The organism is Cognatitamlana onchidii (genome assembly GCF_004804355.1).
Classification (GTDB): Bacteria; Bacteroidota; Bacteroidia; order Flavobacteriales; family Flavobacteriaceae; genus Cognatitamlana; species Cognatitamlana onchidii.
This window is the reverse complement of record NZ_SRWZ01000004.1, coordinates 251,087-276,982: the sequence shown is the minus strand read 5'-3', so window position 1 is coordinate 276,982 and position 25,896 is coordinate 251,087. Positions and strand designations below refer to the sequence as shown.

At 34.2% G+C, this 25,896-nt stretch carries 21 protein-coding genes; 4 read left to right on the top strand and 17 right to left on the bottom strand.

Translation table 11 applies throughout. The annotated features are described in order from the left end of the window. Nucleotides 1–119: 119 nt before the first annotated feature. The 7 genes from E5D58_RS09845 to rsgA all read right to left on the bottom strand — a co-directional run bounded on the left by E5D58_RS09845 (nucleotide 120) and on the right by rsgA (nucleotide 9,652). Complete coding sequence (locus E5D58_RS09845) at nucleotides 120–1,343, bottom strand: 3-phosphoshikimate 1-carboxyvinyltransferase (protein WP_136481689.1); 1,224 nt, start codon at nucleotides 1,341–1,343, stop codon at nucleotides 120–122. 34 nt (nucleotides 1,344–1,377) lie between these two features. Further along, nucleotides 1,378–1,704: a nucleotide pyrophosphohydrolase gene (locus E5D58_RS09840; RefSeq protein ID WP_136481688.1), complete on the bottom strand. Its 327-nt coding sequence runs from the start codon at nucleotides 1,702–1,704 to the stop codon at nucleotides 1,378–1,380. A gap of 1 nt (nucleotide 1,705) precedes the next feature. Then, nucleotides 1,706–3,718, bottom strand: a complete 2,013-nt coding sequence (locus E5D58_RS09835; protein WP_136481687.1) for a DUF3857 domain-containing protein — start codon at nucleotides 3,716–3,718, stop codon at nucleotides 1,706–1,708. 345 nt (nucleotides 3,719–4,063) lie between these two features. After that, entirely contained in the window at nucleotides 4,064–6,082 is a 2,019-nt protein-coding gene (locus tag E5D58_RS09830) for a transglutaminase-like domain-containing protein (RefSeq protein ID WP_136481686.1), read from the bottom strand. Between the two features lie 15 nt (nucleotides 6,083–6,097). After that, nucleotides 6,098–8,005 carry a DUF3857 domain-containing transglutaminase family protein gene (locus E5D58_RS09825; RefSeq protein WP_168796670.1) on the bottom strand — a complete coding sequence of 636 codons (1,908 nt, stop codon included), beginning with the start codon at nucleotides 8,003–8,005 and terminating at the stop codon, nucleotides 6,098–6,100. Between the two features lie 247 nt (nucleotides 8,006–8,252). Next, complete coding sequence (gene dtd / locus E5D58_RS09820) at nucleotides 8,253–8,705, bottom strand: D-aminoacyl-tRNA deacylase (protein WP_136481684.1); 453 nt, start codon at nucleotides 8,703–8,705, stop codon at nucleotides 8,253–8,255. After that, nucleotides 8,702–9,652: a ribosome small subunit-dependent GTPase A gene (gene rsgA, locus E5D58_RS09815; RefSeq protein WP_136481683.1), complete on the bottom strand. Its 951-nt coding sequence runs from the start codon at nucleotides 9,650–9,652 to the stop codon at nucleotides 8,702–8,704. The genes dtd and rsgA overlap by 4 nt, the downstream gene beginning before the upstream one ends. A gap of 149 nt (nucleotides 9,653–9,801) precedes the next feature. Here rsgA and E5D58_RS09810 point away from each other — a divergent pair, with 149 nt between their 5' ends. After that, nucleotides 9,802–10,251 carry a hypothetical protein gene (locus tag E5D58_RS09810; protein WP_136481682.1) on the top strand — a complete coding sequence of 150 codons (450 nt, stop codon included), beginning with the start codon at nucleotides 9,802–9,804 and terminating at the stop codon, nucleotides 10,249–10,251. A 102-nt stretch (nucleotides 10,252–10,353) separates the two neighbouring features. Here the strand turns inward: E5D58_RS09810 and E5D58_RS09805 are convergent, their stop codons facing one another. The 4 genes from E5D58_RS09805 to E5D58_RS09790 are packed head-to-tail and all read right to left on the bottom strand — an operon-like array spanning nucleotide 10,354 to nucleotide 14,270. Continuing rightward, nucleotides 10,354–11,436 carry a bifunctional 3-deoxy-7-phosphoheptulonate synthase/chorismate mutase type II gene (locus E5D58_RS09805; RefSeq protein WP_136481681.1) on the bottom strand — a complete coding sequence of 361 codons (1,083 nt, stop codon included), beginning with the start codon at nucleotides 11,434–11,436 and terminating at the stop codon, nucleotides 10,354–10,356. Nucleotides 11,437–11,446: 10 nt separating this feature from the next. After that, nucleotides 11,447–12,298, bottom strand: coding sequence for a prephenate dehydrogenase (locus E5D58_RS09800; protein ID WP_136481680.1), 852 nt, complete (start codon nucleotides 12,296–12,298; stop codon nucleotides 11,447–11,449). Nucleotides 12,299–12,300: 2 nt separating this feature from the next. Continuing rightward, the gene (locus E5D58_RS09795) at nucleotides 12,301–13,446 is read right to left on the bottom strand and encodes a pyridoxal phosphate-dependent aminotransferase (protein ID WP_136481679.1); all 1,146 of its coding nucleotides are present in this window, start codon (nucleotides 13,444–13,446) and stop codon (nucleotides 12,301–12,303) included. Continuing rightward, nucleotides 13,443–14,270, bottom strand: a complete 828-nt coding sequence (locus E5D58_RS09790; protein ID WP_136481678.1) for a prephenate dehydratase — start codon at nucleotides 14,268–14,270, stop codon at nucleotides 13,443–13,445. The genes E5D58_RS09795 and E5D58_RS09790 overlap by 4 nt, the downstream gene beginning before the upstream one ends. 326 nt (nucleotides 14,271–14,596) lie before the next feature. On the opposite strand from E5D58_RS09790, the gene gldA reads away from it, so the two are divergent. The 3 genes from gldA (at nucleotide 14,597) to E5D58_RS09775 (ending at nucleotide 18,950) form a co-directional block, all read left to right on the top strand. After that, the gene (gene gldA, locus E5D58_RS09785; RefSeq protein WP_136481677.1) at nucleotides 14,597–15,496 is read left to right on the top strand and encodes a gliding motility-associated ABC transporter ATP-binding subunit GldA; all 900 of its coding nucleotides are present in this window, start codon (nucleotides 14,597–14,599) and stop codon (nucleotides 15,494–15,496) included. Between the two features lie 174 nt (nucleotides 15,497–15,670). After that, entirely contained in the window at nucleotides 15,671–17,761 is a 2,091-nt protein-coding gene (gene pta / locus E5D58_RS09780) for a phosphate acetyltransferase (protein WP_136481676.1), read from the top strand. A 1-nt stretch (nucleotide 17,762) separates the two neighbouring features. Further along, the gene (locus tag E5D58_RS09775) at nucleotides 17,763–18,950 is read left to right on the top strand and encodes an acetate/propionate family kinase (protein WP_136481675.1); all 1,188 of its coding nucleotides are present in this window, start codon (nucleotides 17,763–17,765) and stop codon (nucleotides 18,948–18,950) included. Here E5D58_RS09775 and E5D58_RS09770 read toward each other — a convergent pair. The 6 genes from E5D58_RS09770 to metH form a co-directional block, all read right to left on the bottom strand. Next, nucleotides 18,936–19,682 carry a head GIN domain-containing protein gene (locus E5D58_RS09770; RefSeq protein ID WP_136481674.1) on the bottom strand — a complete coding sequence of 249 codons (747 nt, stop codon included), beginning with the start codon at nucleotides 19,680–19,682 and terminating at the stop codon, nucleotides 18,936–18,938. The two genes, E5D58_RS09775 and E5D58_RS09770, sit on opposite strands and share 15 nt — an antisense overlap. Before the next feature lie 80 nt (nucleotides 19,683–19,762). Next, nucleotides 19,763–20,821: an acyloxyacyl hydrolase gene (locus tag E5D58_RS09765; RefSeq protein ID WP_235835889.1), complete on the bottom strand. Its 1,059-nt coding sequence runs from the start codon at nucleotides 20,819–20,821 to the stop codon at nucleotides 19,763–19,765. A gap of 76 nt (nucleotides 20,822–20,897) precedes the next feature. Further along, on the bottom strand, nucleotides 20,898–21,854 hold the full coding sequence (metF, locus tag E5D58_RS09760) for a methylenetetrahydrofolate reductase [NAD(P)H] (protein ID WP_136481672.1): 957 nt from the start codon (nucleotides 21,852–21,854) through the stop codon (nucleotides 20,898–20,900). A 181-nt stretch (nucleotides 21,855–22,035) separates the two neighbouring features. Next, nucleotides 22,036–22,980 (bottom strand): methylenetetrahydrofolate reductase, encoded by a 945-nt coding sequence (locus E5D58_RS09755; protein WP_136481671.1) that lies wholly within the window; start codon nucleotides 22,978–22,980, stop codon nucleotides 22,036–22,038. After that, entirely contained in the window at nucleotides 22,980–23,216 is a 237-nt protein-coding gene (locus E5D58_RS09750) for a hypothetical protein (protein WP_136481670.1), read from the bottom strand. Before E5D58_RS09750 ends, E5D58_RS09755 begins: the two co-directional genes overlap by 1 nt. A gap of 3 nt (nucleotides 23,217–23,219) precedes the next feature. Continuing rightward, on the bottom strand, nucleotides 23,220–25,895 hold the full coding sequence (metH, locus tag E5D58_RS09745; protein WP_136481669.1) for a methionine synthase: 2,676 nt from the start codon (nucleotides 25,893–25,895) through the stop codon (nucleotides 23,220–23,222). Nucleotide 25,896: the final 1 nt, after the last annotated feature.

Sequence of the window (25,896 nt, the reverse complement as noted above, 5' to 3'; positions counted from 1 at the left end):
AACACCATTTGCTTCGAAGCAAAATAGTGGTTTAAAAACTTTTGTAATACTTTTCTTTTTCTCAGAAAGTTGCAAATATACAATCTGGGAATAGGGGTTGTCAAGTAAATACGAAATTATTATTTAGTTATTTGAAAGCCAATAGACTCCAAATCATTATAAAAAGTAGGATACGATTTTGAAACTACCATAGCATCTTCAATAACAACCGGAACCTTTAGTGCTAATGGCGCAAAGGCCATAGCCATTCTATGATCGTGATATGTAGAAATTGAGACAAATTCATTGATAGATTCTGCATTGGACAAATGCAAAGAACGGTCGGTTATTCTTACCTCACCTCCTAACTTTTCAATTTCATTTTTTAATGCTACCAATCTATCGGTTTCTTTAATCTTTAAGGTATGAAGTCCTGTTAAATCACAAGAAACCCCTAATGCCAAACAAGTTACCGCAATGGTTTGAGCAATGTCTGGTGCATTCTTTAAATCGAGAGACAAAGGTTTCAATTGAGTTTGTTCTTTTTTCAAGGTCATCTTATTCCCTTCAAAAAATGTTGATACTCCGAAATGCTTATATATATCAACTAAAACAGAATCGCCTTGTAGTGAATTCTTTTTATAAGACGACAAAGTAACTTGGGTCCCAACATCACTCAATGCTATTATGCTAAAATAATACGACGCCGAGGACCAATCGGATTCTACAGTTAGTGTTTTAGCCTTTAAATGTTTAGTATTAGGTTTTACGGTAATTACATTATCGACAAACAATGACTCTACACCAATTTCATCCAATAAACTTAATGTCATTTTTATATATGGAATCGAGGTGATTTCACCTTCTAATGTTAACTCTAGACCATTTTCAAGTTTAGACGCAATTAAAAGTAATGCAGATATATATTGGCTACTAACATTTGCACTTAACGACACTTTATTTTTATGGATCGTTTTACCAATTATTCTTATTGGAGGATAACCTTCATTCTCTTCATAACTAATTTCCGCTCCTAACTCTCTAAGGGCTTCTACTAAAATTTTAATAGGGCGTTCCTTCATGCGTTTTGAACCAGTTAACACGGTTTCTCTTCCTTCTTGAATTGAAAAATAGGCTGTTAAAAACCGCATAGCTGTTCCTGCGTGATGAATATCAACGGTAGTCTCTTGAGACCCCAACGCTTTTATCATTAAATTACTGTCATCAGAATTAGAAACATTTTCTAGTTTGAATTCTGGATATAACGCTTGAAGAAGTAATAAACGGTTCGATTCGCTCTTCGACCCAGTAATTTCTATATTAGAAGCTTGATGTACTTTTGATTTATTAAGTGTAAAATGCATACTTTTTAACCTAGTATTTAAAAGAAGGGCAAATTTACTTTAATTTTTCATTATTATGGTGTCTATCATGGTCTCGTTTTGCTTTCTTATCCATTCTTTTATCGAAGGCCTTTTGTAAATCTACCCCGGTTTGATTGGCAAGACACAAGACTACAAACAATACATCTGCCAGTTCTTCACCTAAATCTTTATCTTTATCACTTTCTTTCTCACTTTGTTCTCCGTAGCGCCTAGCTATAATTCTTGCCACTTCACCAACTTCCTCTGTAAGTTGAGCCATATTAGTGAGCTCATTAAAGTAACGTACACCGTGTTCTTTAATCCAATTATCTACAACTATTTGAGCGTTTTGTATGTTCATTTTATATTCGTGTTAATACGACTTGTTCAGCTTCTTTCTGGACGAATGTATTAAAATATTCTTTTAAAGCCTCATAATGTACTGGAGATATAACAGATTGGTTAATTTGAGATACCACTGATGCTTGAATTGTATTTCCGCTACCCACAACTTTAAATTTAAAAGACCCTAAATTGTCTGGTAATCCAATGACTGCGGGCTCCGGTAAATTTTCAATTTTATAACCCTCTGGAATGTTTATAATTACCCGATATGATGTTATTGATGGATATCCAAAATCTACAGGAAATTCTCTTTTTTCTAATTTAAATGGGTTTTCATTTATCTTTAAGTGGAACAAAGGCGAAAAATACATTTTATCGCCAATAATATCGGCTTGACTTTCCTTAACAAATTTGTATGATTCTGCTACGGGTTTTGATAAGTCTGTACCATTTTTTACATTATAATCAGAAATTTCAAGTCCTTCATTTTCTAAATTTTCTAAAAACTCTTCTTGATCAATATCGTTGTATTTCGCTCGAAACGACAAAGCATGGTGATTAGTTTTCATACTTCTGTAGTTACCCTCTAAAGTTCCCTCATCATCAATTTTTACCATCATGGTTATCGAATTTTTAGATTTAGTCTTAGGATATAAATCCACCTGCTGAGAACCTCCATTATCAGCAACAATCCTTCCTTGCCAATTCAAAGCTCTAAAAGGTAATATATTAGGTTCTGCATATTGCTCAGTGGCATCCAGCAATGCTACTGAACCATCATTTATTTTAACCCAAGTCACCACATAGTTATAACCTTCCCTTGTTGGAAACAAGGGTACCCCATGAGTTCTTGTACTGACTAAAACTGGGTTTGCATTTAAACCAGCATATCTTAACATAGCTGTTAGCATTAAATTAATATCGCCACTACTACCAACACCCTCTTTGTAAGCTTTTCTAACATCGTCTGCATAAAAACCATAGTAACCATTCCATTTAACTTGTGATTTTACAAAATCGTATATCAATTCTACCTTGGCTTCAGGATCTGAAACTGAACCTACTAAAGCATCAATATCCTTCTTAAAATAACCTGCTCTTTTAAGCTCATCTCCAAAACTAGAACTTTCGTAAATTCTTTCAACAACATCTCCCCAAGTCGTAGAGTACATTTCTGCAACTGAGTTTGGAAACTTTGTATATGAGAGTTCATATTTCACTGATGCCCTATAGTTATTTATACTATTAACATAAGGTTCGTCTTTTAGCGCGGGAATGTTTTCCGAAATGTATTTACTAATTTGTTTACTATATTCTATTTCAGATTTACTAATAGTTGTGGCTGATGCATTACTGCGTCCATTTCCTGTATTTCTCGTTTTATTGATAAATGAAATAAAACCTCTTTCATACTCAATTTCAGGGGTTATAGTTAAAAACCCTTTGGTATTTACTTTAAAAGAATAATATTCTGGAGCTTCAAACCTTGCTTCCATTTTCTTAATGGGTATACTATGCTGAAAAACAAACTCGTCAACTTGAGACCAAAAGGGCGAGGTTATTTTATACTTATATTCAATGATAGAACCTTCTTTTATCTTTGGCATCGTAAATTTAATCTCATCATTATACTTATTGGATTCTGTTTCAAAAATGCCACTTTTGTCTAATTTCACTTCAACTACCTTGCCTTTGTCCAAGTTATATGTATACGCTTTTAAAGACGATAGGTCTTCCTTACTGCCAGTACTCATTTTATAAAGTCTTATTTGTTTAGTGGCATAATCAAACCCTTCTTGGTTATAAATTTTTATGCGCTCATGCACCTCTGTTATTAAATCAAACCCAGCATCTTTTCTGTATTCATAATAAGTGTTTCTGTACTTATACAGATAAGAAGCGCTTGCTGTGGAATCAATTGGACAAACGGTTTCTTCCAACTCTTCTTTTGACACTTTACCAAATTTGTGATTTTGGGAAAAAGTGTTTGCTGAAATAAGAATGTAAAATAAAAGGATATTAACTTTCATAAATGTTTATTTACTTTTAAATTCTGCCTATTTTAACATAGTCTTGATTTAATACTGTTTTATTATTGTTGAAAAGCAGCATAATCTGCTTTTAAAAATTCGTCGTCTTAACTGGTAAACTTTTTTTATCAAATGCTTCTTGTAAATCTACCTCCTTTTTGATTTGCCAAATACGAAACAACTTATAAAAAAGTTGGCAATTATTTACTAAATAGTTATTTTAATCACTTTCTTCCTTATTTTATTCTCCATAGCACTTGGCAATAATTATTGGCACTTCACCTACTTCCTTTTGCCCGTTTTATGTGTTCATTTGATATGTTTATTAGTAAAAGATAATCGCTATTACACCTTAGAAATCACAATCTGCTCAGCCTCCTTTTCAACTAATTGAGAGATATACATTTTTAAAATCTCATAATGAGTTGGATTCACAATTGCGCTATTAATTTGTGTAGATACAACTAATTGAATATTTCTACCATTTCCTTTGAGATTGTACTTAAAAGCACCCAAATTATCTGGCAAAACCACTGCCGTACCCTCAGGCAATTCATCAATTTTATAACCTTCTGGGATATTAATAATGATCTTGTAAACATTTTTTGTTGGATAACCGAAATCAATTGGATAATCTCTATTCTCTAACTTGAAAGGATTTTCATCGATCTTAAAATAAAACATAGGTGAAAAATATAACTTATCACCAACAACATCGGCTTGAGCTTCCTTAATAAACTTATAGGATTGCATTACGGGCTTAGTTAAATCATTCTCATTTTTTACACTAAAATCAGATACTTCAAGATCTCCATATTTGCTTTCAAGATCTTCCAAATATTGATCTTTATTTTGATTATTATATTTTATTCTGAAGTCCAAAGCACTATGACCAGTTTTAACACTTCTACAGCCTCCAGTAATTGTGCCTTCATTGTCCATGTTAACCATAATGGTGTAATCGTTCTTGGACAAACTATTTGGGTATAAGTTTATCAATTTAGAGTTCCCGTGCTCAGTAATTACTCTACCCTGCCAGTTTAAAGTTCTAAAAGGTAAGATATTTGGTAAACTGTAGTTACTTGTAGCATCGAGCAAAAACTCCTGATTGGCATCTTTTACATAGGTTACCACATAATTATACCCTTCCCTAGTTGGAAATAAAGGAATCCCGTTTTGTCTTGTACTAACCAATACCGGATACGCTTTCACGCCGGCGTGGTTAAGCATTGCTGTTAACATTAAATTTATCTCTGCAACATTACCTACTTGATTCTTATACGCTTTTCTAACACCATCGTTTACAAGATATCCGTAGTATCCATTCCATTTAATTTTTGTCTTTACAAAGTTGTAAATTCTACTTGCTCTTTCTATAGGATCAGAAATATCCCTAGTTAAAACATCAATATCATTCTTAAAATAACCTGTTTTTGATAATTCACCTCCAAAACTTGAACTTTCATAAATTCTTTTCACCACGTCCTCCCATGTGGTTGTGTAATTCTTTGTACCCGAATTTGGAAACTGCGTATATGAAAGCTCATATTTTACTGATGACCTATAGTTGTCAATATTGTTTACATACGGCTCCTTTTTTAAGGCTGGAATATTTTCTAAATCATAAGTTGATACCGTTGTTAAGAAGTCTATATTCTCTGAAGTATATGTAGTGCGAACGCTTCCATCACGCGCACTATCTCCTCCAGTTCTTGTTTTATTATGTAAGGTGATTTTTCCGGGTTTTCGCTCCACATGTGGAACCACGCTCATATAACCTTTAGTATTTAATTTAAAACTAAAATACTCTGGACTTTCAAACTTGGAGTTTAGCTTTTTAGTAGGAATATCATGCTGAAATACAAACGCTTCAACATTTGTAAAAAAAGGTGAGTTCACCTTGTATTTAAACTCAATTATGCTTCCGACATTGGCATTAGGCATGGTAAACTTTACTTCATCCCTATATTTTGATAATTCTGTTTTAAAAACACCATCTTTTTTAAGTTTATCCTTACTAATTTCATCGCCAACTAAACTATAAGTGTAGCCCTTTATTCCGTTTAATTGTTCATCTTCATTACCATTCTTAAACAGTTTAACAGACTTAGTTGCATAACCCAGACCTTCTTTGTTATATATTTTTATGCGTTCATGCACCTCTGTTATCAACTCAAATCCAGTACTTTGTTCATAATTCAAGTATGTCTTTCTATACTTATACAAATAACATGCACTAGCGGTGCTATCTATATCACAATAGGATTCCTTCAATTCTGCTTTGGACACATCCCCAAAATCATAATCTTGGGCTTGCAATGACAGGGCAAAGCCAAAGCCCATTAAAAATAGTAATTTCCTCATTTTTGGTTGGTTTGGTTAGGTTTTTATTAGTGCTATCTTAGCATTATCTTTTCGAGATACAGTTTTGTAAAAATCTCTGAACGCTTTGTAATCCTCTTTTGGGAATTCGCCATCTCTAATTGTAAACTCTCTTCTGTAAATTAATGTATGCTCATCTTTTAGAGTAAGCTCTGTTTTATATACGCCAAATTTGTTTTCTATGTTGTTGTTCTTTGGCAATGTCTCTACCAAATAATTTGTTGGAATCTTAATTTCTACTTCATCTAAATCTTTAAACCCTCTTTTTACTTTTAATACATGCTTTCTGTCTCTGCACCTATCGGGAATATGTTCATTTCTGTTGAATGCATTAACATTAAGCAACATTCTATTTCCAATAATTTTAGAATAATTGGGGGCTTGAAAGCTAACTTCTTCAACAAACTGAATGTCATCTTTGTTATTCTCAAGATGCATGTCTTTTATTGACATTCTATTAATATAACCCCACCGGTTTTTATAGTATGTATCTAAATCTCTTTCTGTTTCAGACTCTAATGGGTATTTAGAATTATACTGAATTCCATTCGATTTAACTTTTACTTTTGCATCTATCCTTCCTTCGCTTGACACATTATAACTCCCTTGAATATATTGTATACTCTCTTCTGCCTCATACTTCTTGGTATGTATAATTTTACCTCCTTCTGGACTTACAACTAGTACATCTCTATCATCAGTAAAATCACCTATAAAGCCAAAAGGAACCTTCTGATTTGTGCACTCCAACCATATGTCCTGATTTTCCAAGGGCACATTAAGAATGACATGGTTACCCATCATTGCGGCAAAGTCTTTTTCAAAACTTCTCTGAGACTCACCAGCATAAAGCACGACATAATTTGACTTTACCCCAACAGCTTTCAAAAGAGCCATGGTATAATTTGATAAGCCCTTACAGTCTCCGTAACCTAATCTATCCACTTCTGAGGTATTAAATGGTTTCCACCCTCCTATACCTACTTGAACGCTTATATACCTTGTTTTATCTTGAACATATTGATACACCTTCTTAGCCTTCCCCAAGTCCGTTGTCTCATCCTTTACTAATTCTTGAACTTTTAAAATCGTACTTTGTGGTAGGTCATGAGTGTTTTTAATTAAATCTTGATACATCCATGTTCCAAAATCATTCCAATTCTCAACCACAGACTCCACTCCTTCTAAGGAAAATTGTGTTGCCGCCACCAAAACCGTTGGAGACACATCAAAAAATGACGGGCCATACATTTCTGGTTCTATTGCCTTTAAGTTTTCAACTTTGAAGGTTGTTTTTGTAGAGTCCTCTACTTTTTCTAAGTTAAAAGATTCAAAATTCTTCTCTTTAGTTCTTATTTGCAAATATGGAGGACGCTCTATTGAATAAGTACTTTTCTGGGTACTTACATAATAATCATCAATAGGCCTAAAAGGCCAAATAAAAGCAGTGTTTTTATTAATTATCTCTGTGGTAAACTCTATGGTATAAGGATATGCAATAGGTGTGTAATCTAAATATTTTACTCTAGAGTCTGAATACAATGTCCCACCGCTAACCGCACTAATATCCTTAAAATCATTCTTCTTAATCTTTTTAATCTGAGCACCAAAAGCATCATAAACAACTGCTTCTAGTTCTCTTATTTTAATATTATTATCGTAGTACACGTAGGTATCTGCCGCTTCATTACCATTTTTGTTTAAAACCGTTATAATGCGTTTTTGAACAACTTGCATTTCATGTGATGATCTTAAGTTGATGCTTATATCGTTTAACCGAATAACAGCATTGGCATTGGCTACTAAACTATCTGGTATGGCATAGGAAACATATAGTTTTTCTTGGGCAAAGGAAAGTAAGGTCCATAGGAAAACTAGACCGTTAACTAAAAATCTTATATTCATATGTTGGCTATTAATCTTGCTTAAATGCAAATCTAACTGTTCGTCACAATTAAAGTTATGAGAAAAGTCACATTCCATTAGCCAAGAACTAATATAATGCATTTATTAAAAATCCTACAAAAAATTTAATAAGAAATATGAATATCCGTGTATTGATTCGATGAAAGGAAATTTTTCAACAATTTGGACTGGTCAAAAAGCGCTATAGAGCAATTGTTTTCTTTGAGATAGAAGAAACTCAAAACGCTCATTCCTTATTTTTCGAATCTATAATAATGGTTACAGGACCATCATTTAATAACTCTACTTTCATATCCGCTCCGAACTCGCCAGTTTTTACCGGCTTACCTAAATTAGATTCTAATTGGGTTATAAAACTTTTATAAAGTGGTATGGCAACATTAGGTTTTGCTGCTTTTATATAACTTGGTCGGTTTCCTTTTTTAGTCAAAGCGTGTAATGTAAATTGACTTACTACAATAGCATCTCCTTGAACATCCTTTAAAGAATTATTCATCACACCATCTCCATCATTAAAAATTCTAAGATTAACAATCTTATTTGTCAGCCATTTTATGTCTTCAAGCGTATCATCATCAACTATACCCAATAACAATAAAACGCCCTGTTCTATAGAAGCAACTTTTTTGCCTTCAATGGAAACACTAGCATGGGCAACTCTTTGAACAACTACTTTCATTCTTTATCCCAAATATCGGTTCTATAATGTGCTTCATCGCCTTCCAATATTTGCAAATAGCTTCGATATCTTGAATAAGCAATCTCATCGTCTTCCAAAGCTCTTTTTATAGCGCACTTTGGTTCTTTTAGATGCAAACAATTATTAAACTTGCAGTCTTGCTTAAGTGCAAACATCTCGGGAAAATAGTCGCCGACCTCTTCTTTATCCATGTCTACTACTCCAAACCCTTTAATACCAGGTGTGTCAATAATTTGAGCGCCAAAACTCAAATCAAACATTTCGGCAAAAGTGGTAGTATGTTGCCCCTGCATATGTAAGGATGAAATCTCCTTTGTTTTTAAACTTAAAGACGATTCAATAGCATTTACCAAAGTAGATTTACCCACACCAGAATGCCCGGAAAACATACTTACTTTATTATGCATTAAGGCCTTTACCTTATCAACATTCTTCCCTGTGCTTGCCGAAACACCAATGCACTTGTAGCCAATTTTTCTATAAACATGGGCTAAATACTTTACTTCATTTAGAGTGTCTTCATCATAAGTATCCACTTTATTAAACAATAAAATCGTTTTAATAGAATAAGCTTCTGCGGTTACTAAAAATCGGTCTATAAAACTGGTTAAGGTAGGCGGATTATTAATAGTAATCATTAAAAAAACCTGATCCAAATTAGCTGCAATAATGTGCGTTTGTTTCGATAAGTTTACGGATTTCCTTACAATATAATTTGACCGCTCGTGAATATTATAAATAACACCTGTCTCTTCATTATTATTAGTTTCTAAATCAAAATCCACATGGTCTCCTACAGCAATTGGATTAGTACTTTTAATACCTTTTATTCTAAACTTCCCTTTTATACGACATTCATATGTGTGACCTAGTTCGGTTTTTACGGTATACCAGCTTCCTGTAGATTTATAAACTTTTCCTGTCATAATGATACATCAAAAATAGCTATTTAGCTCAACTTATTATTAAGAAACCGTAAATATTCAGTTCTTTAATCTAAGAAAAAGTAACGCACTTAAAATTCAAGATAAAATATATTTATATTAGAAGTCAAATATTTAAAAATTAAAAAAACATGAAAAAACTATTAATTGTATTAACCATTTCTTTGTTTGCATTTTTCGAATCTAATGCCCAAGTAGAATTTAAAGTTGTTACCAGTGTAGAGTCTATTGTTCCTAACGGGTTTGGAAGATCTAGAATTATATCTGGCAACGAGGAGAAAAATTATAAAGATTACACCAGTACCCAGACTGAAGAAGATAACAAAAGAAACAAATCTGACCGCGGGGAAATTAGAGTTAAAGATTTTGATGAAACCAAACTTTTAAACTTCTTTAATATTGGTGGTATTAGATTTCAAAATATTGCCGCTAATGATGCGGTAATTACCTCAAAAATTAACACCATGATCGCCGATGGTTGGGAACTCGCTTTTGTAACCAGTGCAGTTGAAAGCGATGCAGGTAAAGGAGATGGTAATGGTATTTTTATAACCCGTTACATCTTTAAAAGACAGAAGTAAGTAGTTTGAGTCGTCCTAAAATAGGTTGACACAAAAGCGACTTATTTCAGGACGGGACAGTTTCTGAAATAAAAAAGCCTCCAATTAAGGAGGCTTTTTTCATTATCCGTTAATAATTTTTTCTTGATGATTAATTGATTCTTGATGTACGGCTTTGAACATTTTTAGAATAAATTCTTCACTCAATCCATGCTGCTCTCCTTCTAGTACCATTCTTCCTAAAATCTCATTCCAACGTTTAGATTGTAAAACCGCAACATTTTTAGATTTTTTAAGCTTTCCTATACCATCTGAAGCCTTCATACGCTTACCTAATAAGTCAATAATCTGGTTATCGACTACATCAATTTGAGCTCTTAAGTTATTTAAGGTGTTGTTGTAATCTGCTTCCGGATCAGACTCCTTTTTAATCTTTAAATCTTTCATGATTTGTACCAAAGTAGATGGTGTTACTTGCTGAGAGGCATCACTCCAAGCACTATCTGGATCGTGATGTGTTTCAATCATTAAACCATCAAAATTAAGATCTAATGCTACCTGAGAAACATCAAAAATCATATCTCTTTTCCCAGTAATATGCGATGGATCATTAATTAAAGGAATGTCTGGGAATTTATTTTGAAATTCGATAGCCATTTGCCAATTAGGATTGTTTCTAAACTTCGTTTTTTCATAAGTAGAAAATCCTCTATGAATAGCTCCAATATTTTTAACACCTGCCTTGTAAATTCTTTCAATACCACCTAGCCATAAAGAAAGATCTGGATTAACTGGGTTTTTAACTAAAACTGGTTTATCTGTTCCTTGCAATGCATCTGCAATCTCTTGCATAATAAACGGACTCACTGTAGAACGAGCTCCAATCCACAATAAATCTACATCATGCTCTAAAGCTAACTTTACATGCGCAGCGTTTGCTACTTCGGTACAGATTTTCATACCGGTTTCTTCCTTTACTTTTTGCAACCATTTTAACCCCAATGACCCAACACCTTCAAAATTCCCTGGTCTTGTTCGTGGTTTCCAAATACCTGCTCTAAAATAACTTACGTCAGTATCTTTAAGCTCGTGCGCTATTTTTAAAACTTGCTCTTCTGTTTCTGCACTACATGGACCTGCTATTACTAAGGGATGATCTAGATTTAAATCATCTAGCCAGGTTCTCATTTCTTTTTTGTTTTCCATAATTTTACTCTTAACTAATTCCTTTTAATATATCTTTAATGTGATTTGTGTTTTTCATCTCAGTATTAATAGACTCAAAATCATCTGCTTCCATTAATTGTTTAAACTGAGTTAAGTTGCTTATATATTCATCTAAAGTTTCAATGACATTCGTTTTGTTTTGTTTAAAAATAGGGGTCCACATTTCAGGAGAACTTTTTGCTAAACGTACTGTTGAAGCAAACCCACTTCCTGCCATATCAAAAATATCCCGTTCATTTTTTTCCTTTTCTATAACGGTTTTCCCTAGCATAAAAGAACTTATATGCGATAAATGCGACACATAGGCAATATGCTTATCATGATCTCTTGGGTTCATATAGCGCATGCGCATACCAATATCTGAAAACAGTTTTAGCGCCTTTTCTTGTAGTTTAAACGTGGTTTTTTCTACTTCGCAAACAATATTGGTCTTTCCAACAAACAAGCCCTCAACAGCCGCTGCGGGACCAGAATGTTCTGTACCTGCAATAGGATGCATGGCTAAAAAATTTCTTCGTTTAGGATGATTCTCTACAGCCTCACATATATCTACTTTAGTTGAACCTGCATCAACAACCAAACCAGTATCAGAAATCTTATCCAGAATGACTGGTAATAATTTTACAGTAGCATCTACTGGTATAGAAACAACCACTAAATCGGCTTTATACACATCATCTAAGGTTGCTTTTTTATCAATTAAACCCAATTCAAGGGCCTTATTTAAGGTAGCATCCTTTCTGCTTATTCCATGAATTAAGACCTCTGGGTTATGCTTCTTTATATCTAAACAAAGACTGCCCCCAATCAATCCAACTCCAATAGCGTATATATTTTTCATACTCATTTCACTCTTGCAATTGCCTCTTCAATATTATCTGTTGATGAACACAACGAAAATCTAACATAACCTTCTCCCTGGCTGCCAAAAATAGTTCCTGGCGTTATAAAAATGTGATTGTCTTTCAAGACCAAATCAATAAACTCTTCCGACTTAACCTGAGGAGGTAATTTAGCCCATACAAACATACCGATAGCATTCCTATCGTAAGTACAGTTTAAAGCATCAGCCAATTTCCATATTAAATCTCGACGTTGTTTATACACATTATTTAACGTTGCAAACCACATACTAGAACACTTCAATGCCTCAATAGCTCCCTTTTGAATACCATAAAACATCCCGGAATCCATATTACTCTTTACTTTCAAAATGTTTTTTATATGCTCACTATTTCCAACAACCATGCCTACGCGCCAACCTGCCATATTAAACGTTTTACTTAAAGAGTTTAACTCCAAGCATACATCTTTTGCTCCTTCAACACTTAGAATACTTTTAGGTGAATCATTTAAAATAAAGCTGTATGGATTGTCATTAACAACTAAGATATTATGACGCTTGGCAAAAGAGACTAAATTTTCAAATACATATTTATCGGGTTGCGCACCTGTTGGCATATGCGGATAATTAACCCACATCAACTTTACCTTGGTTAAATCTTGTTTTTCTAAAGCATCAAAATCTGGTAGCCAATTATTCTTTTCATCCAAATTATATAGTACGCCTTTGGCGCCTACCAGTTTAGTTACAGATTGATACGTTGGATACCCTGGATTTGGAATAAGCACCTCATCACCTTCGTTTAAATAAGCCATTGAAATATGCATAATACCCTCCTTACTGCCCATTAATGGCAGTACTTCTGTATGTGCACTTAGGTTTACCGAAAAATGCGCCTTGTAAAAAGAGGCCATAGCCTCCCTAAGCTCAGGCAAACCCTGATAGCTTTGGTATTTATGGGCATTTGCATCTTTAAAACTTTCTAATATCGCATCAAGAACCTTTTGTGGTGGCTGCAAATCAGGACTACCAATACCTAAACTAATTATAGGTTTTCCGCTGGCTATTAGCAGTCCTACCTCTCTTAATTTTTTCGAGAAGTAGTATTCCTCTACGGTATGTAATCGGTTTGCTACTTCAATCATAACTTTGCATTTTTATATTCCCCTAATACTTTAAATCCATCGCCCATAATGTCGATAACCGATTTAGCTTTTTCAAAATCTAAGTATTGCTCAAAAGTTACATCGACAAAAAAAGCGTACTTCCAAGGAGTTTCAACGATAGGCAAAGATTGAATTTTGGTTAAATTCAACTTACAATCACTCATAACATTCAAAATAGTTGCCAGGCTACCACGTTTATGGTTGGCTTCAAACTTAACTGATGCCTTGTTAATTACATCCTTATGTACTTCTGAATTTGTTCGCTTTACAATAACAAACCTAGTTTCATTATGCTTTATGGTTTGAATACTGTGTGCAAGAATATTTAACTTAAAAATCTCAGCGGCAGTTACACTTGCTATAGCTGCAACACCTTTTAGCTTCATTTCTTGGATTCGCTCTGCCACCTCTGCCGTGTCTTTATCTTCAACTAGCTTAATATGCGGGTGTTTCTTAAAAAATTCTTTACACTGCAGTAGTGCCATCGGGTGCGAATACACTTCTTTTATATCTGCAATACGTTGATCGGGCAGGGCCATTAAATTATGCTGAATATCTAAATAATGCTCTCCTACAACATGAAGTTCATACTTATCTATTAAAGCATAATTAGGAATAATGGAACCAGCAATAGAATTCTCTAGCGCCATAATAGCGGCATCGCACTCTTCAGTGATTAATGATTCCACTACCCTATCAAAGGTTAAGCATTCAATACAATCTATAGTATCATCAAAAAATTGTTGAGATACAATATGATGAAACGACCCTCTTACCCCTTGTATGGCTACTTTATTAATCAATTTTTATATTCTAAACTCTAGTTATTCAAAATTCTATTAATGGCTTAACAAAAAAAAGTCTCGATTTTCATCGAGACTTATCATGCTTATTTATGTTTTAAATTATACACATAACGTCTCGTTTCTTTTACTAAAAAAGAAATAGTAGTTAAAATATGTATAAAATACTGTCATAGTCTTAATTGAGCGGCTAAAGTAAATAATTATTTAAGAAAATAAAACCTGTAAAACCCTTTTTTATAGAATTCCTAAAAGTTTTAAAGATTTTATAGCAAAACTTCCTTTACGTTATATAATCAATTATTTTTGAACAAATTATTTTAATTATGTCTATTGAAGTTGAAGGAGTTACAAAGGTTTATGGTACCCAAAAGGCTTTGAATGAAATTTCGTTTAAAATTGATAAGCCAGCAATTGTTGGATTCTTGGGTCCTAATGGTGCTGGTAAATCCACTATGATGAAAATTTTAACTACATACTTAAGCGCTAGTCAAGGACAGGCAAAAATAAACGGATTTAATGTTAATCTTAACACCAAAGAAGCACAGCAAAGTGTTGGTTATTTACCCGAACACAACCCCTTATATCTAGAACAATACGTAAAAGAATATTTATCATTTAATGCCAACATATATGGTATTGCCAAAAAGCGCATCCAAGAGGTTATTGAGCTTACTGGATTAACACCTGAATCTCATAAAAAAATCGGTCAACTTTCTAAGGGATACAGGCAACGTGTAGGGCTGGCTAATGCCCTATTGCATGATCCTGAAGTGCTCATCCTTGACGAACCAACTACTGGTTTAGACCCCAACCAACTCATAGATATTAGAAACCTTATTAAATCTATTGGGAAAACGAAAACGGTATTTCTTTCAACACATATTATGCAAGAAGTTGAAGCTATGTGCGATAGAGTTATTATTATTAACAAAGGAGAAATTGTGGCAGATAGGTTTTTAAAAGACTTAAGAGATGAAAAAGAACAAATAGTTGTTGTTGAATTTGACTATCGTGTGGAAGACGCTTTTCTTTTGAAGCTCCCTAAAGTTTCTAAAGTAATAAACACCTATGACTTTGTTTACGAAATTACATTTAATACATCCCAAGACATGAGATCTCATGTGTTTGATTTTGCTCATGATAATCAATTAAAAATTCTTCAATTAAACAAAAAAAACACTAGTTTAGAAACCTTATTTAGAGATTTAACTTCAAGTTTATAGATTAAAATTTATTAACTGCAGGAAATTTAAACATTCGTTAGAATAAGTATGACAAAAATCATCTATATGAATGATTCAACGCATTAATTTTGCTTCGGTTAAAAGGAAACAAACCCAGATAGACAATTGAACAGTATCAAAAATCTATCTTTATAACATTATTAAAATTAAGAGATGAGTAAAGGAATTTATGTCGCAACTATCGAACCTAACAGCGGAAAATCTGTAGTCGTTCTTGGATTAATGCGCATGCTATTAGGAAAAACTGCTAAAGTAGGTTACTTCAGACCCATAATTGAAGATACTGAAATTGGAGAAATGGACAACCATATTAATACAGTAATATCCTATTTTGAAATTGATATCAATTACAAGAAGACTTTTGCTTATTCCAGAACCGAAGTTCTAGATTTATATAACAGAGGTAAATCTGGTGATGTTATTGATGAAATAATAAAAAAATATAAATATCTAGAAGAACGATTTGATTTTATCTTGGTTGAAGGTACCGATTTTTCGCATGAAAATTCTAGTTTAGAACTGGATATGAACCTTCTTATTTCTAAAAATCTTGGACTTCCAGCTATTATTGTATCGCAGGGAGACAAAAAGAGTCTATCTGAAATAGTTGATAGTGTTAAACTTGCCTACGACACATTCAAAGAAGAAGTGGACGTTTTGTCCATAATGACCAATAAAATTGATCCTGAATTTGTTTCCGATCTTAAAGGTCAACTTAAAGAAAGAATTAATGATGGTACAGACATTACTGTCATACCAAAAATAAAAAGTCTGGCAAGCCCAACCATTAAGGAAATTGTAAAAAAACTTAATGGTAATGTTCTTTTTGGGGCAGATATGGTTAACAACCAATCAGAGAACTTTAGTGTTGGTGCGATGCAACTGCGCAACTATATTACACACTTAAAAGAAAATGCTTTAGTGATTACCCCAGGTGACCGCGCAGATATTATTCTTGGTGCCTTGCAAGCGCACGCATCAAAAAACTATCCAAAAATAGCAGGAATTGTGCTATCGGGAGGATTAATTCCAGAAGATTCTATTTTAAAATTAATTGAGGGATTATCGAGCGTTGTGCCAATTATTAGTGTAAATGAGGGCACCTTTTCGGTAACCAATAGCATTGGTAAAATTAAATCCAGAATATATGCTGAGAACACAGAAAAGATAGAAACATCGATTGCAACATTTGAAAAACATGTAGATACTGATAAACTATCAAATGACTTGGTAACCTTTGAATCTGGTGTATTTACGCCAAGGATGTTTCAATACACTTTATTACAACGTGCTCTTAAAAACAAAAAACATATTGTTTTACCAGAAGGATATGACGAACGCGTTTTAAGAGCGGCAGCAAGACTTATCGATGCACATGTTGTCGAGCTCACACTTATTGGAGAAAAAGACAAAATCCAAGAACGTATTAACAAGCACGACATCCCTTTAAATTTGAACGATATTAATGTGGTATGGCCACAAACCTCTGAACACTTTGATGATTACGCACAGACGTTCTATGAATTGAGAAAGCATAAAAATGTAAATCTCCAAATGGCTAAAGATACCATGAACGATGTGTCTTATTTTGCTACAATGATGATTTATAAGGGGCACGCAGATGGTATGGTTTCTGGAGCTGTTCATACCACTCAACATACTTTAAGACCAGCGCTTCAATTCATTAAAACAAAACCAGGTGTAAATATCGTGTCTTCTGTATTCTTTATGTGCTTGGAAGACCGTGTTTCTATTTTCGGTGACTGCGCCATTAATCCGAATCCAAATGCAGAACAATTGGCAGAAATAGCTATATCTTCTGCTCATACTGCGCAAAATTTTGGTGTTGAACCAAAAGTAGCCATGCTATCTTACTCTTCTGGGGCTTCTGGTAAAGGCGAAGAAGTAGACAAAGTAAGATCTGCTACAGAACTTGCAAAAGCTTCTGCACCTAACCTAAAAATAGAAGGCCCAATCCAATATGACGCAGCAGTAGATATGCGTATAGGAAAAAGCAAACTACCAGATTCGGAAGTTGCAGGTCAGGCTAGTGTATTAATATTTCCTGATTTAAATACTGGTAACAATACGTACAAAGCTGTTCAACGTGAAACAGGAGCTCTGGCTATAGGCCCTATGCTACAAGGTTTAAATAAACCTGTTAATGATTTAAGTAGAGGCTGTACTGCCGACGATATTTATAGTACCGTAATAATAACCGCTATTCAAGCACAAGAATTTTAACATGCAAGTACTCGTTTTAAACTCAGGAAGTTCATCATTGAAATTCCAACTCTTTTCTATGCCTAATGAAACCATTTTATGCTCTGGCTTAATAGAACGTATTGGCTTAGAAAATGGCAACTTCAAATTTAAAACTGCTGACAACACGGTTGAATTGTCTACAGCGATACCTAATCATAAAGTAGGTTTAGAACTATTGGCTAAACAGTTGTTGGATCCAGATACTGGAATAATAAAATCTTCAGACGACATTGCTGTTGTTGGGCATCGTGTTGTTCATGGAGGCAAATATTTTAGTGACACCACTGAAATCACCCCAGAGGTAAAAGAAAAAATAAAAGCCCTGTCATCGTTGGCCCCTTTGCATAACCCAGCAAACCTTGAAGGGATAGAGGTAGCAGAAGCTATTTTTCCGAATGCAAAACAGGTAGCTGTTTTTGATACGGCATTTCATCAGTCAATTCCAGAAAAAGCATATCGATATGCTATACCAAAAGAGTTTTCTGAAAAGCATAACATTCGCATCTATGGATTTCACGGAACTAGCCACAAATATGTTTCTGAAAAAGCTATTGAATTTATTGGTAAGCCCAAATCAAAAATAATAACTATTCATTTAGGTAATGGTTGCAGCATGACAGCCATTAAGGATGGTAAAAGTATTGACCATTCTTTAGGGTTTTCGCCTGTAAATGGGCTTATAATGGGAACACGTTGTGGAGATATTGATCAATCCATTATTTTCTATTTGGCTCAGAAATACGATTATAGTCTACAAGAAATCAATAATCTGCTACAAAAGAAAAGTGGCATGCTAGGGTTAACAGGGTTTAGCGATTTACGAGATATCCAGAATGAAGCTGCCAGCGGAAACAAAGATTGCCAGTTGGCCTTAGATATGAATACTTACCGTATTAAAAAATACATTGGTAGTTACGCAGCAGTTTTAAATGGTTTAGACGCAATAGTTTTTACGGCTGGAATTGGTGAAAATTCTAGTATTATAAGAGAAATGGCCTGTGAAGATTTAGACTTTATTGGAATAGATCTAGACAAAGAAGCTAATAACAAAAGAGCAGACGGTATTAGAAGCATTAGTACAGCGAATTCAAAAGTTAAAATACTTGTGATTCCGACTAACGAAGAATTGGAAATCGCAAAGCAATCTGTTACCCTATTTAAAAATTAAACGGCCTTTATAAACCTCTTCAATATCAACTTGAGGAGGTTTGTTAAGTGATATAACATCTCCTGTACCCAATATTTGACCAGACAGTTTCAATTGCGGATTCACTATAATATCATTAGAACTTCTATTCCAAACAGATATATTTTTAGCTACTAACGCACCACAATCAACACGGGACAACCCTGCGGCTAGGGTAATACTCAAATCCTCTGCATTACCAGATATTTTAGCATTTGATAAGTTATTAAATACCAAACTAAAGCGATTACAGTTTACAGTTAAATCAAAATTTCCGCTATTAACTTCTGCTTCTCCATTAAAGTCTTCGGAAAAAATGGCTAAACTCGGGTAGTTTAAAGTACCTTCCGATCTTACATCATATTGCGTAGCACTTCGTATTTGCGTAATATTAGCAGATGTTATATAGACCTTAGTCACTCCATAAGCCCTAGCCAAATTACAGGTATTCCCATCGGTTAATCTTAGCTGACCATCAACCACTTCGGCCTTAACATCATTAATTAAGTTTTTACCCGTTTCAATAACTACTTTTTGAGTTTGCCCTTGCCTTACAATCAGCTCAATATCTCGATTAACCAAAACCTTTTCAAAATCATCTAAGGCATATTCCTGTTGTATTATGGTTCCTGAAGTTTGAAAGCAATCCCCCGCGTTTTCGCTATTACAAGCAAAAAAACATATTAAAACCAATATGTAAATTAATCTTTTCAAGTTATATCAACTTTTTTACCCTCTGTTAATAGTTCTATAGAAACAATAATAAAAATAAACAAAAGCTTTTCCATAATCACCTACAATCTTACCCCTATTCCAAATTCAAGAGCTTCGGCTTTTGCCCCATGAGATTTTAAGGTAAGCGCTCCAAAAATCTTTTTTCCAAAATATCGTTTTAATCCAATACGCATATATGTTCTCCCTTCAAAATCAAAAGGATAATATACATAATATCCTAATTGAGTGACTAATGTGGTTCTGCTTATAAATAACTCATGTCCAATAAAAACCCCTACACGTTTATAATCCTCATCACCAGATACATTTTCTTCTGGAAACGATACACTTTTATAATGTATGAGTTCTTTTAAAAAATTAGAGAAAAACACGTCTGCACCTATTTGAATAGCACTTTTATAACTTAAACGCTTATCTGCGTATCCTGAAAAAATATAGAATGGAAATTGTCCACTACCTACCACATCACTTTCATTAATCCCTGTTCTAAAAGCCAGATTATACTTTATAGGCTCGGTAAATTTTTGGTTTGCACCATCGCGAATATTTGTTTGATATTCGGGTTCAACCTCATCTAAACTATAAATAACACCCAAATTAAATGTTATGGAATTGGTGCTACTATTAGGTGCTTTTACATTTGCATTTGAATAATGAATTAATGATAATCCTGTTTGTAAACCAAACTGTTTGAAAAGACGCTCCTTTTTAAAATTAAGCATTAAATAGGTACTGCTCATCAATGCGGTGCCGTATGCATTATTTCTAAAATTATAATATTTATCGTAAGGATTAGTTGTTAGAGCAAGACCTTGCCCTATTCTAAACATCAAATTTCGTTTAAAAAAATAAAAATTACAATGCGCATAAAGGCCGTAATTATCACCTAAAACTTCATTTTTAGTATCTTGATACAAAAAAGAAACACCTAGGTCTGGATAATTGTAGTGCTGCTCCCAGTCTGCAAAGCCAAAGGTTTTTTTATTCCAACCTACAATAACACCCTCCGGATGTCCTTGTATTAAGTGCAGAATATCATTGTTGTGATTGGCTATATTCCCTGTAAAATAGTTTAAATCAAAATAAGACGATGTCTCCTTATCCTGAGTAAACCCCATAATGCACAACAAACAAAAACAGCAGGAATAAAAAAACTTCATTTTTGGGTTTAAAGCCGTAAATGTAAGATAATTATTAAAACAAAGCCTTAGCAATTGCATGAACATTATCACTTTTCCCCATCGAATAATAATGTAAGACGGGGACCCCAGCGTCTCTCAGTTCTTTAGATTGCTGAATGGCAAACTCCACTCCAACCTGACGCACAGCCTTATTGTCTTTACAGCCTTCTACCGCATCAATTAAATCTTGAGGTAAATCAATTTTAAATACCTGTGGCAACAATTGTAAATGACGTTTTACAGCAATAGGTTTAATACCTGGAATAATAGGAATGGTTATCCCCATATCCCTAGCCATATCTACAAACTCAAAATATTTACTGTTATCAAAAAACATTTGTGTAACCACATAATCGGCACCCGCATCGACCTTAGCCTTTAAACGTTTTAAATCTGTTAGTAACGAAGGTGCTTCCATATGTTTTTCGGGGTATCCTGCCACCCCAATACAGAAATTAGAATTATGTTCTACCTCAACATCATCATGTAAATATTTACCCTTATTTAAGTTAGCAATCTGCTCGACCAAATCACTAGCAAAAGCATTACCTCCCTTTAATGGTTTAAAATAAGGCTCGTCCTTCATTGAATCGCCCCGTAAAGCCATGACATTATCCAATCCCAGGTAATGACAATCTACCAAAACGTATTCAGTTTCTTCCTTAGTAAAACCACCACACAATAAATGCGGAATAGCATCTACCTGATACTTATGCATAATAGACGCACAAATACCAACAGTTCCTGGGCGCATTCTGGTAATTCGTTTATCTAAAAGCCCGTTCCCCTTATCAATATATACATACTCTTCGCGAGAGGTGGTAACGTCAATAAATGGCGGTTTAAACTCCATTAAGGGATCTATATTGTTATATAAATCCTGAATATTTTTACCTTTCTTTGGTGGAATTACCTCAAACGAAAACAAGGTTTTTCCATTGGCTTTTTTTATGTGATCTGTTACTTTCATTTATCCTGAATTATTTCAGCATTTCTTTCTAAATAATCTTTTATGAGCATTACCTTCACCTTAAAACGTATTCGAAAACTATGTCTGACATGTTACTTACGGCTAGGTTTTCGGAAATTACTCCTACTTAAGTCAGGGAGTTTCAACATCTGCCTCAATCCCAAACACAAACATAATACACTTATCTTAATGGAGCAGCAGAAGTTTCATATTTATTCATCATGGCCTTTATATCTTTGAGTAATTCAATAGAAGCGTCAATTTCAGCCTTTCTAATTGACACACTTTCCACATTAAATCCAATAGGAATATTTTTTCCTGTACAAAAATCTAATAATTCATGGGCTATGCTTTTACAAACGTCGATGGACTTCGCTAAAATATCCTCAGAATGTTTTAAATCGTTTTTTAACCATTTTGGAATATCAATTCCCAACCACTCCATAAACTCCATAGTTTTTATGGAACCACATGGCGTTAGCGTAAATATAATAGGTAGTAGCTCTCGGTTATTATTAATCGAATTATAGTAATAGTCAGAAAGAAAGTTTTTTGAATTATTAATATTGTAAACACATTGTGAAATAAAAAAATGACACCCTTTATCTATCTTACTAAAAAGACGTTTATGTTCGTCATTTTTTTTGTAGTGCCTTTCAGGGATGGTAACGCCGCCTAAAGTCATAGATGAATTCGCCTTTAAGTTAATAGCATAGGCCTCGTTTAAAGACAAACTAGATTTTTGCTTGTTTGAAGGTGTTCCAACAAAAACAGAGAAATCTATATCCTTAGAATTCTGGTTTATCCAATCCTGTAATTGTTCTTTAGAATACTTGCCAACACTTTTGTATATAATCTTCGGCAGATTTAAATCCTTTAAATAGTTGGCGCTATAAACCTCTGGACTTAAGGTTTCCATAAAAGGAAATGGTCGTGGCGCATCATTTCTAGAAGATTCATCTTGAATGTCGTATAACACCATACCATCTATTTCTAAACCATTAATACGCTCCATTTGTTTGCTAGCGATGGCTCTAATTTTACTCGTATCGGCATGTAACTTTGGAGGTGTTAATCCATAAAGCAAAATCCCTGAGGTCCTATTTTTGATTTTATCCTCTAGCATTACTTAACCAAAATGCGTTTTAACTCCTTAAAAGACTCTTTATATTCCCAATAAATCCATCTGCCCCCTAGATAATCTGTTAGAATATATTTTTCACTAATTGATTTTATCCTAGAAATAGCCACAATTTTTTTCGAAAACCCATCGACAGTAACCTCTTCTAATATTTCTTTGTTATGCTCATCATATCCATGAGAAATCATATAGCTTCCAAGTGTTAATTCTATGAATGTCATATTTTATTGGTTCGCTAAATTTGGGTGCAACCACTTTCTAGCTTTTGCTTTATCTATACCTTTCCTTTCTGCATAATCGGTCAATTGGCCATCCGTAATTTTACCCAAACCAAAATACTTAGCTTCTTTGTTAGCAAAATAATAGCCAGAAACTGCTGCTGCAGGCCACATAGCTAAACTTTCGGTTAGAGTAACACCAATTAGTTTTTCAACCTCAAGTAAGTCCCAGATGGTTTCCTTCTCTAAATGGTCGGGACAAGCTGGGTAGCCTGGTGCCGGACGAATCCCTTTATAGCTTTCTTTAATTAGTTCATCATTACTAAAATTCTCATCTGCAGCATAACCCCAATGCTTAATTCTAATTTGCTTGTGCAAATATTCGGCAAAAGCTTCAGCAAAACGATCTGCAATGGCCTGAGCCATAATGGCATTATAATCATCATGCCTTTCTTTATATGAATCTGCTAATTCTTGCGCTCCAAAAATCCCCACACAAAAAGCCCCCATATAATCTGTCCTTCCTGTGTCTTCAGGTGCAATATAATCGGCTAGTGCATGATTAGGAATACCTTCACGCTTTTTTAATTGTTGGCGTAACGTTCTAAAAACTGCAATTTCTTCACCTTTCTTTTTTACAGAAATATCATCATCATTAATAGTATTGGCCTCAAATAAACCAAAAACTGCCTTTGGTTTTAATAATTGTTTGGCAACTATTTGCTGGATCATTTCTTGAGCATCATTGTATAGTTGTACAGCTTGTTCGCCTACAACATTATCTTTCAAAATATCTGGGTATTTTCCATGCAAATCCCAACTTCTAAAAAACGGACTCCAATCTATAAATGGTAATAAATCTTTTAAACTAAGTTGTTTCAAAATCTGAACACCCAATTCCTTTGGTTTTACAATTTCTGAAGTATTCCAATCAATTTTAAATTTCCTGCTTCTTGCCTCTTCTATAGAAATATATGATTTCTCCTTACCGCGTTTTAAAAACTTGGTTCTAAATTCATCATAATCTTGCTTAAGCTTTGCAACATATTCATTAGATGTTTTCTTGTTCAACAAATCTCCAACCACTGTTACAGCCCGCGATGCATCGTTTACATGGACCACCGCGTTGTTATACTCGGTATCAATCTTTACTGCTGTATGCGCTTTAGATGTTGTCGCTCCACCAATTAACAATGGCACTTCAAAGTTTTTGTTTTGCATTTCTTTAGCCAAATACACCATTTCATCTAATGACGGTGTAATCAAACCAGATAAGCCTATGGCATCAACTCGTTCACTAATGGCGGTTTCAATAATCTTTTCTGGAGGTACCATAACCCCTAAATCAACAATTTCGTAGTTGTTACAGGCTAATACCACACTTACAATATTCTTACCAATATCGTGCACATCTCCTTTTACAGTGGCCATTAATATTTTTCCAACAGGCTCTGATTTATCCGACTTTTCAGCCTCAATAAACGGATTCAAATAGGCTACAGCCTTCTTCATTACTCGGGCTGATTTTACTACCTGCGGAAGGAACATTTTTCCAGCGCCAAACAAGTCGCCAACCACGTTCATACCAGTCATTAAATGACCTTCAATAACCTCGATAGGTTTACTTGATGCTAACCTTGCTTCCTCAACATCTTCAATAATAAAAGCATCCAATCCTTTTACCAAAGCATGTGTAATTCTATCTTGAACGGAGCCCTCCCTCCAAGTTAAATCTACTATCTTTTCCTTTTTTGAACCTTTTACCGTTTCGGCAAAATCTAGTAATCGCTCAGTGGCATCATCGCGTCTGTCTAAAATAACATCTTCAACATGCTCTAACAGATCCTTCGGTATATCATCGTATACTTCTAGCATAGCTGGGTTTACAATACCCATATTCATGCCATTCTGAATCGCATAATATAAAAATACAGAGTGCATGGCCTCACGAACCACGTTGTTTCCTCTAAAAGAAAAGGATACATTACTCACACCACCACTTACCGAAACATTCTCAAGATTCTCACGAACCCATTTTGTGGCTTCGATAAAATCGATGGCATTTCTACGATGTTCTTCCATGCCAGTAGCTACTGGAAATATGTTTAAATCGAAAATAATATCTTCAGACGGAAAGCCTACTTCATGAACCAAGATATCATAAGATCGTTTTGCAATTTCAATGCGTCTCTCATAATTATCGGCTTGGCCCACTTCATCAAAAGCCATAACAATTACCGCTGCGCCATACTTCTTTATTTGTTTAGCTTCCCAAATAAACTTTTCTTTCCCTTCTTTAAGTGAAATAGAGTTAACGACACACTTCCCTTGTACTACCTGTAATCCCGCCTCAATGATTTCCCATTTGGAACTATCAATCATCATTGGTACTCTACAAATATCTGGTTCTGCTGCTATCAAGTTTAAAAAGCGTACCATTGACTCTTTTCCATCAAGAAGCCCATCGTCCATATTAATATCAACAATTTGTGCGCCTCCATCGACCTGATGACGTGCAATATCAAGTGCCTCATCAAACTTTTCTTCCTTGATTAATCGTAAAAACTTTCTAGAACCTGCAACATTGGTACGCTCCCCAACATTAATAAAGTTGCTGTTCTCGTTTAGGATTAGAGGTTCTAACCCTGACAGTTTCATGTATTTGGTTTGTTTTATTTTCATG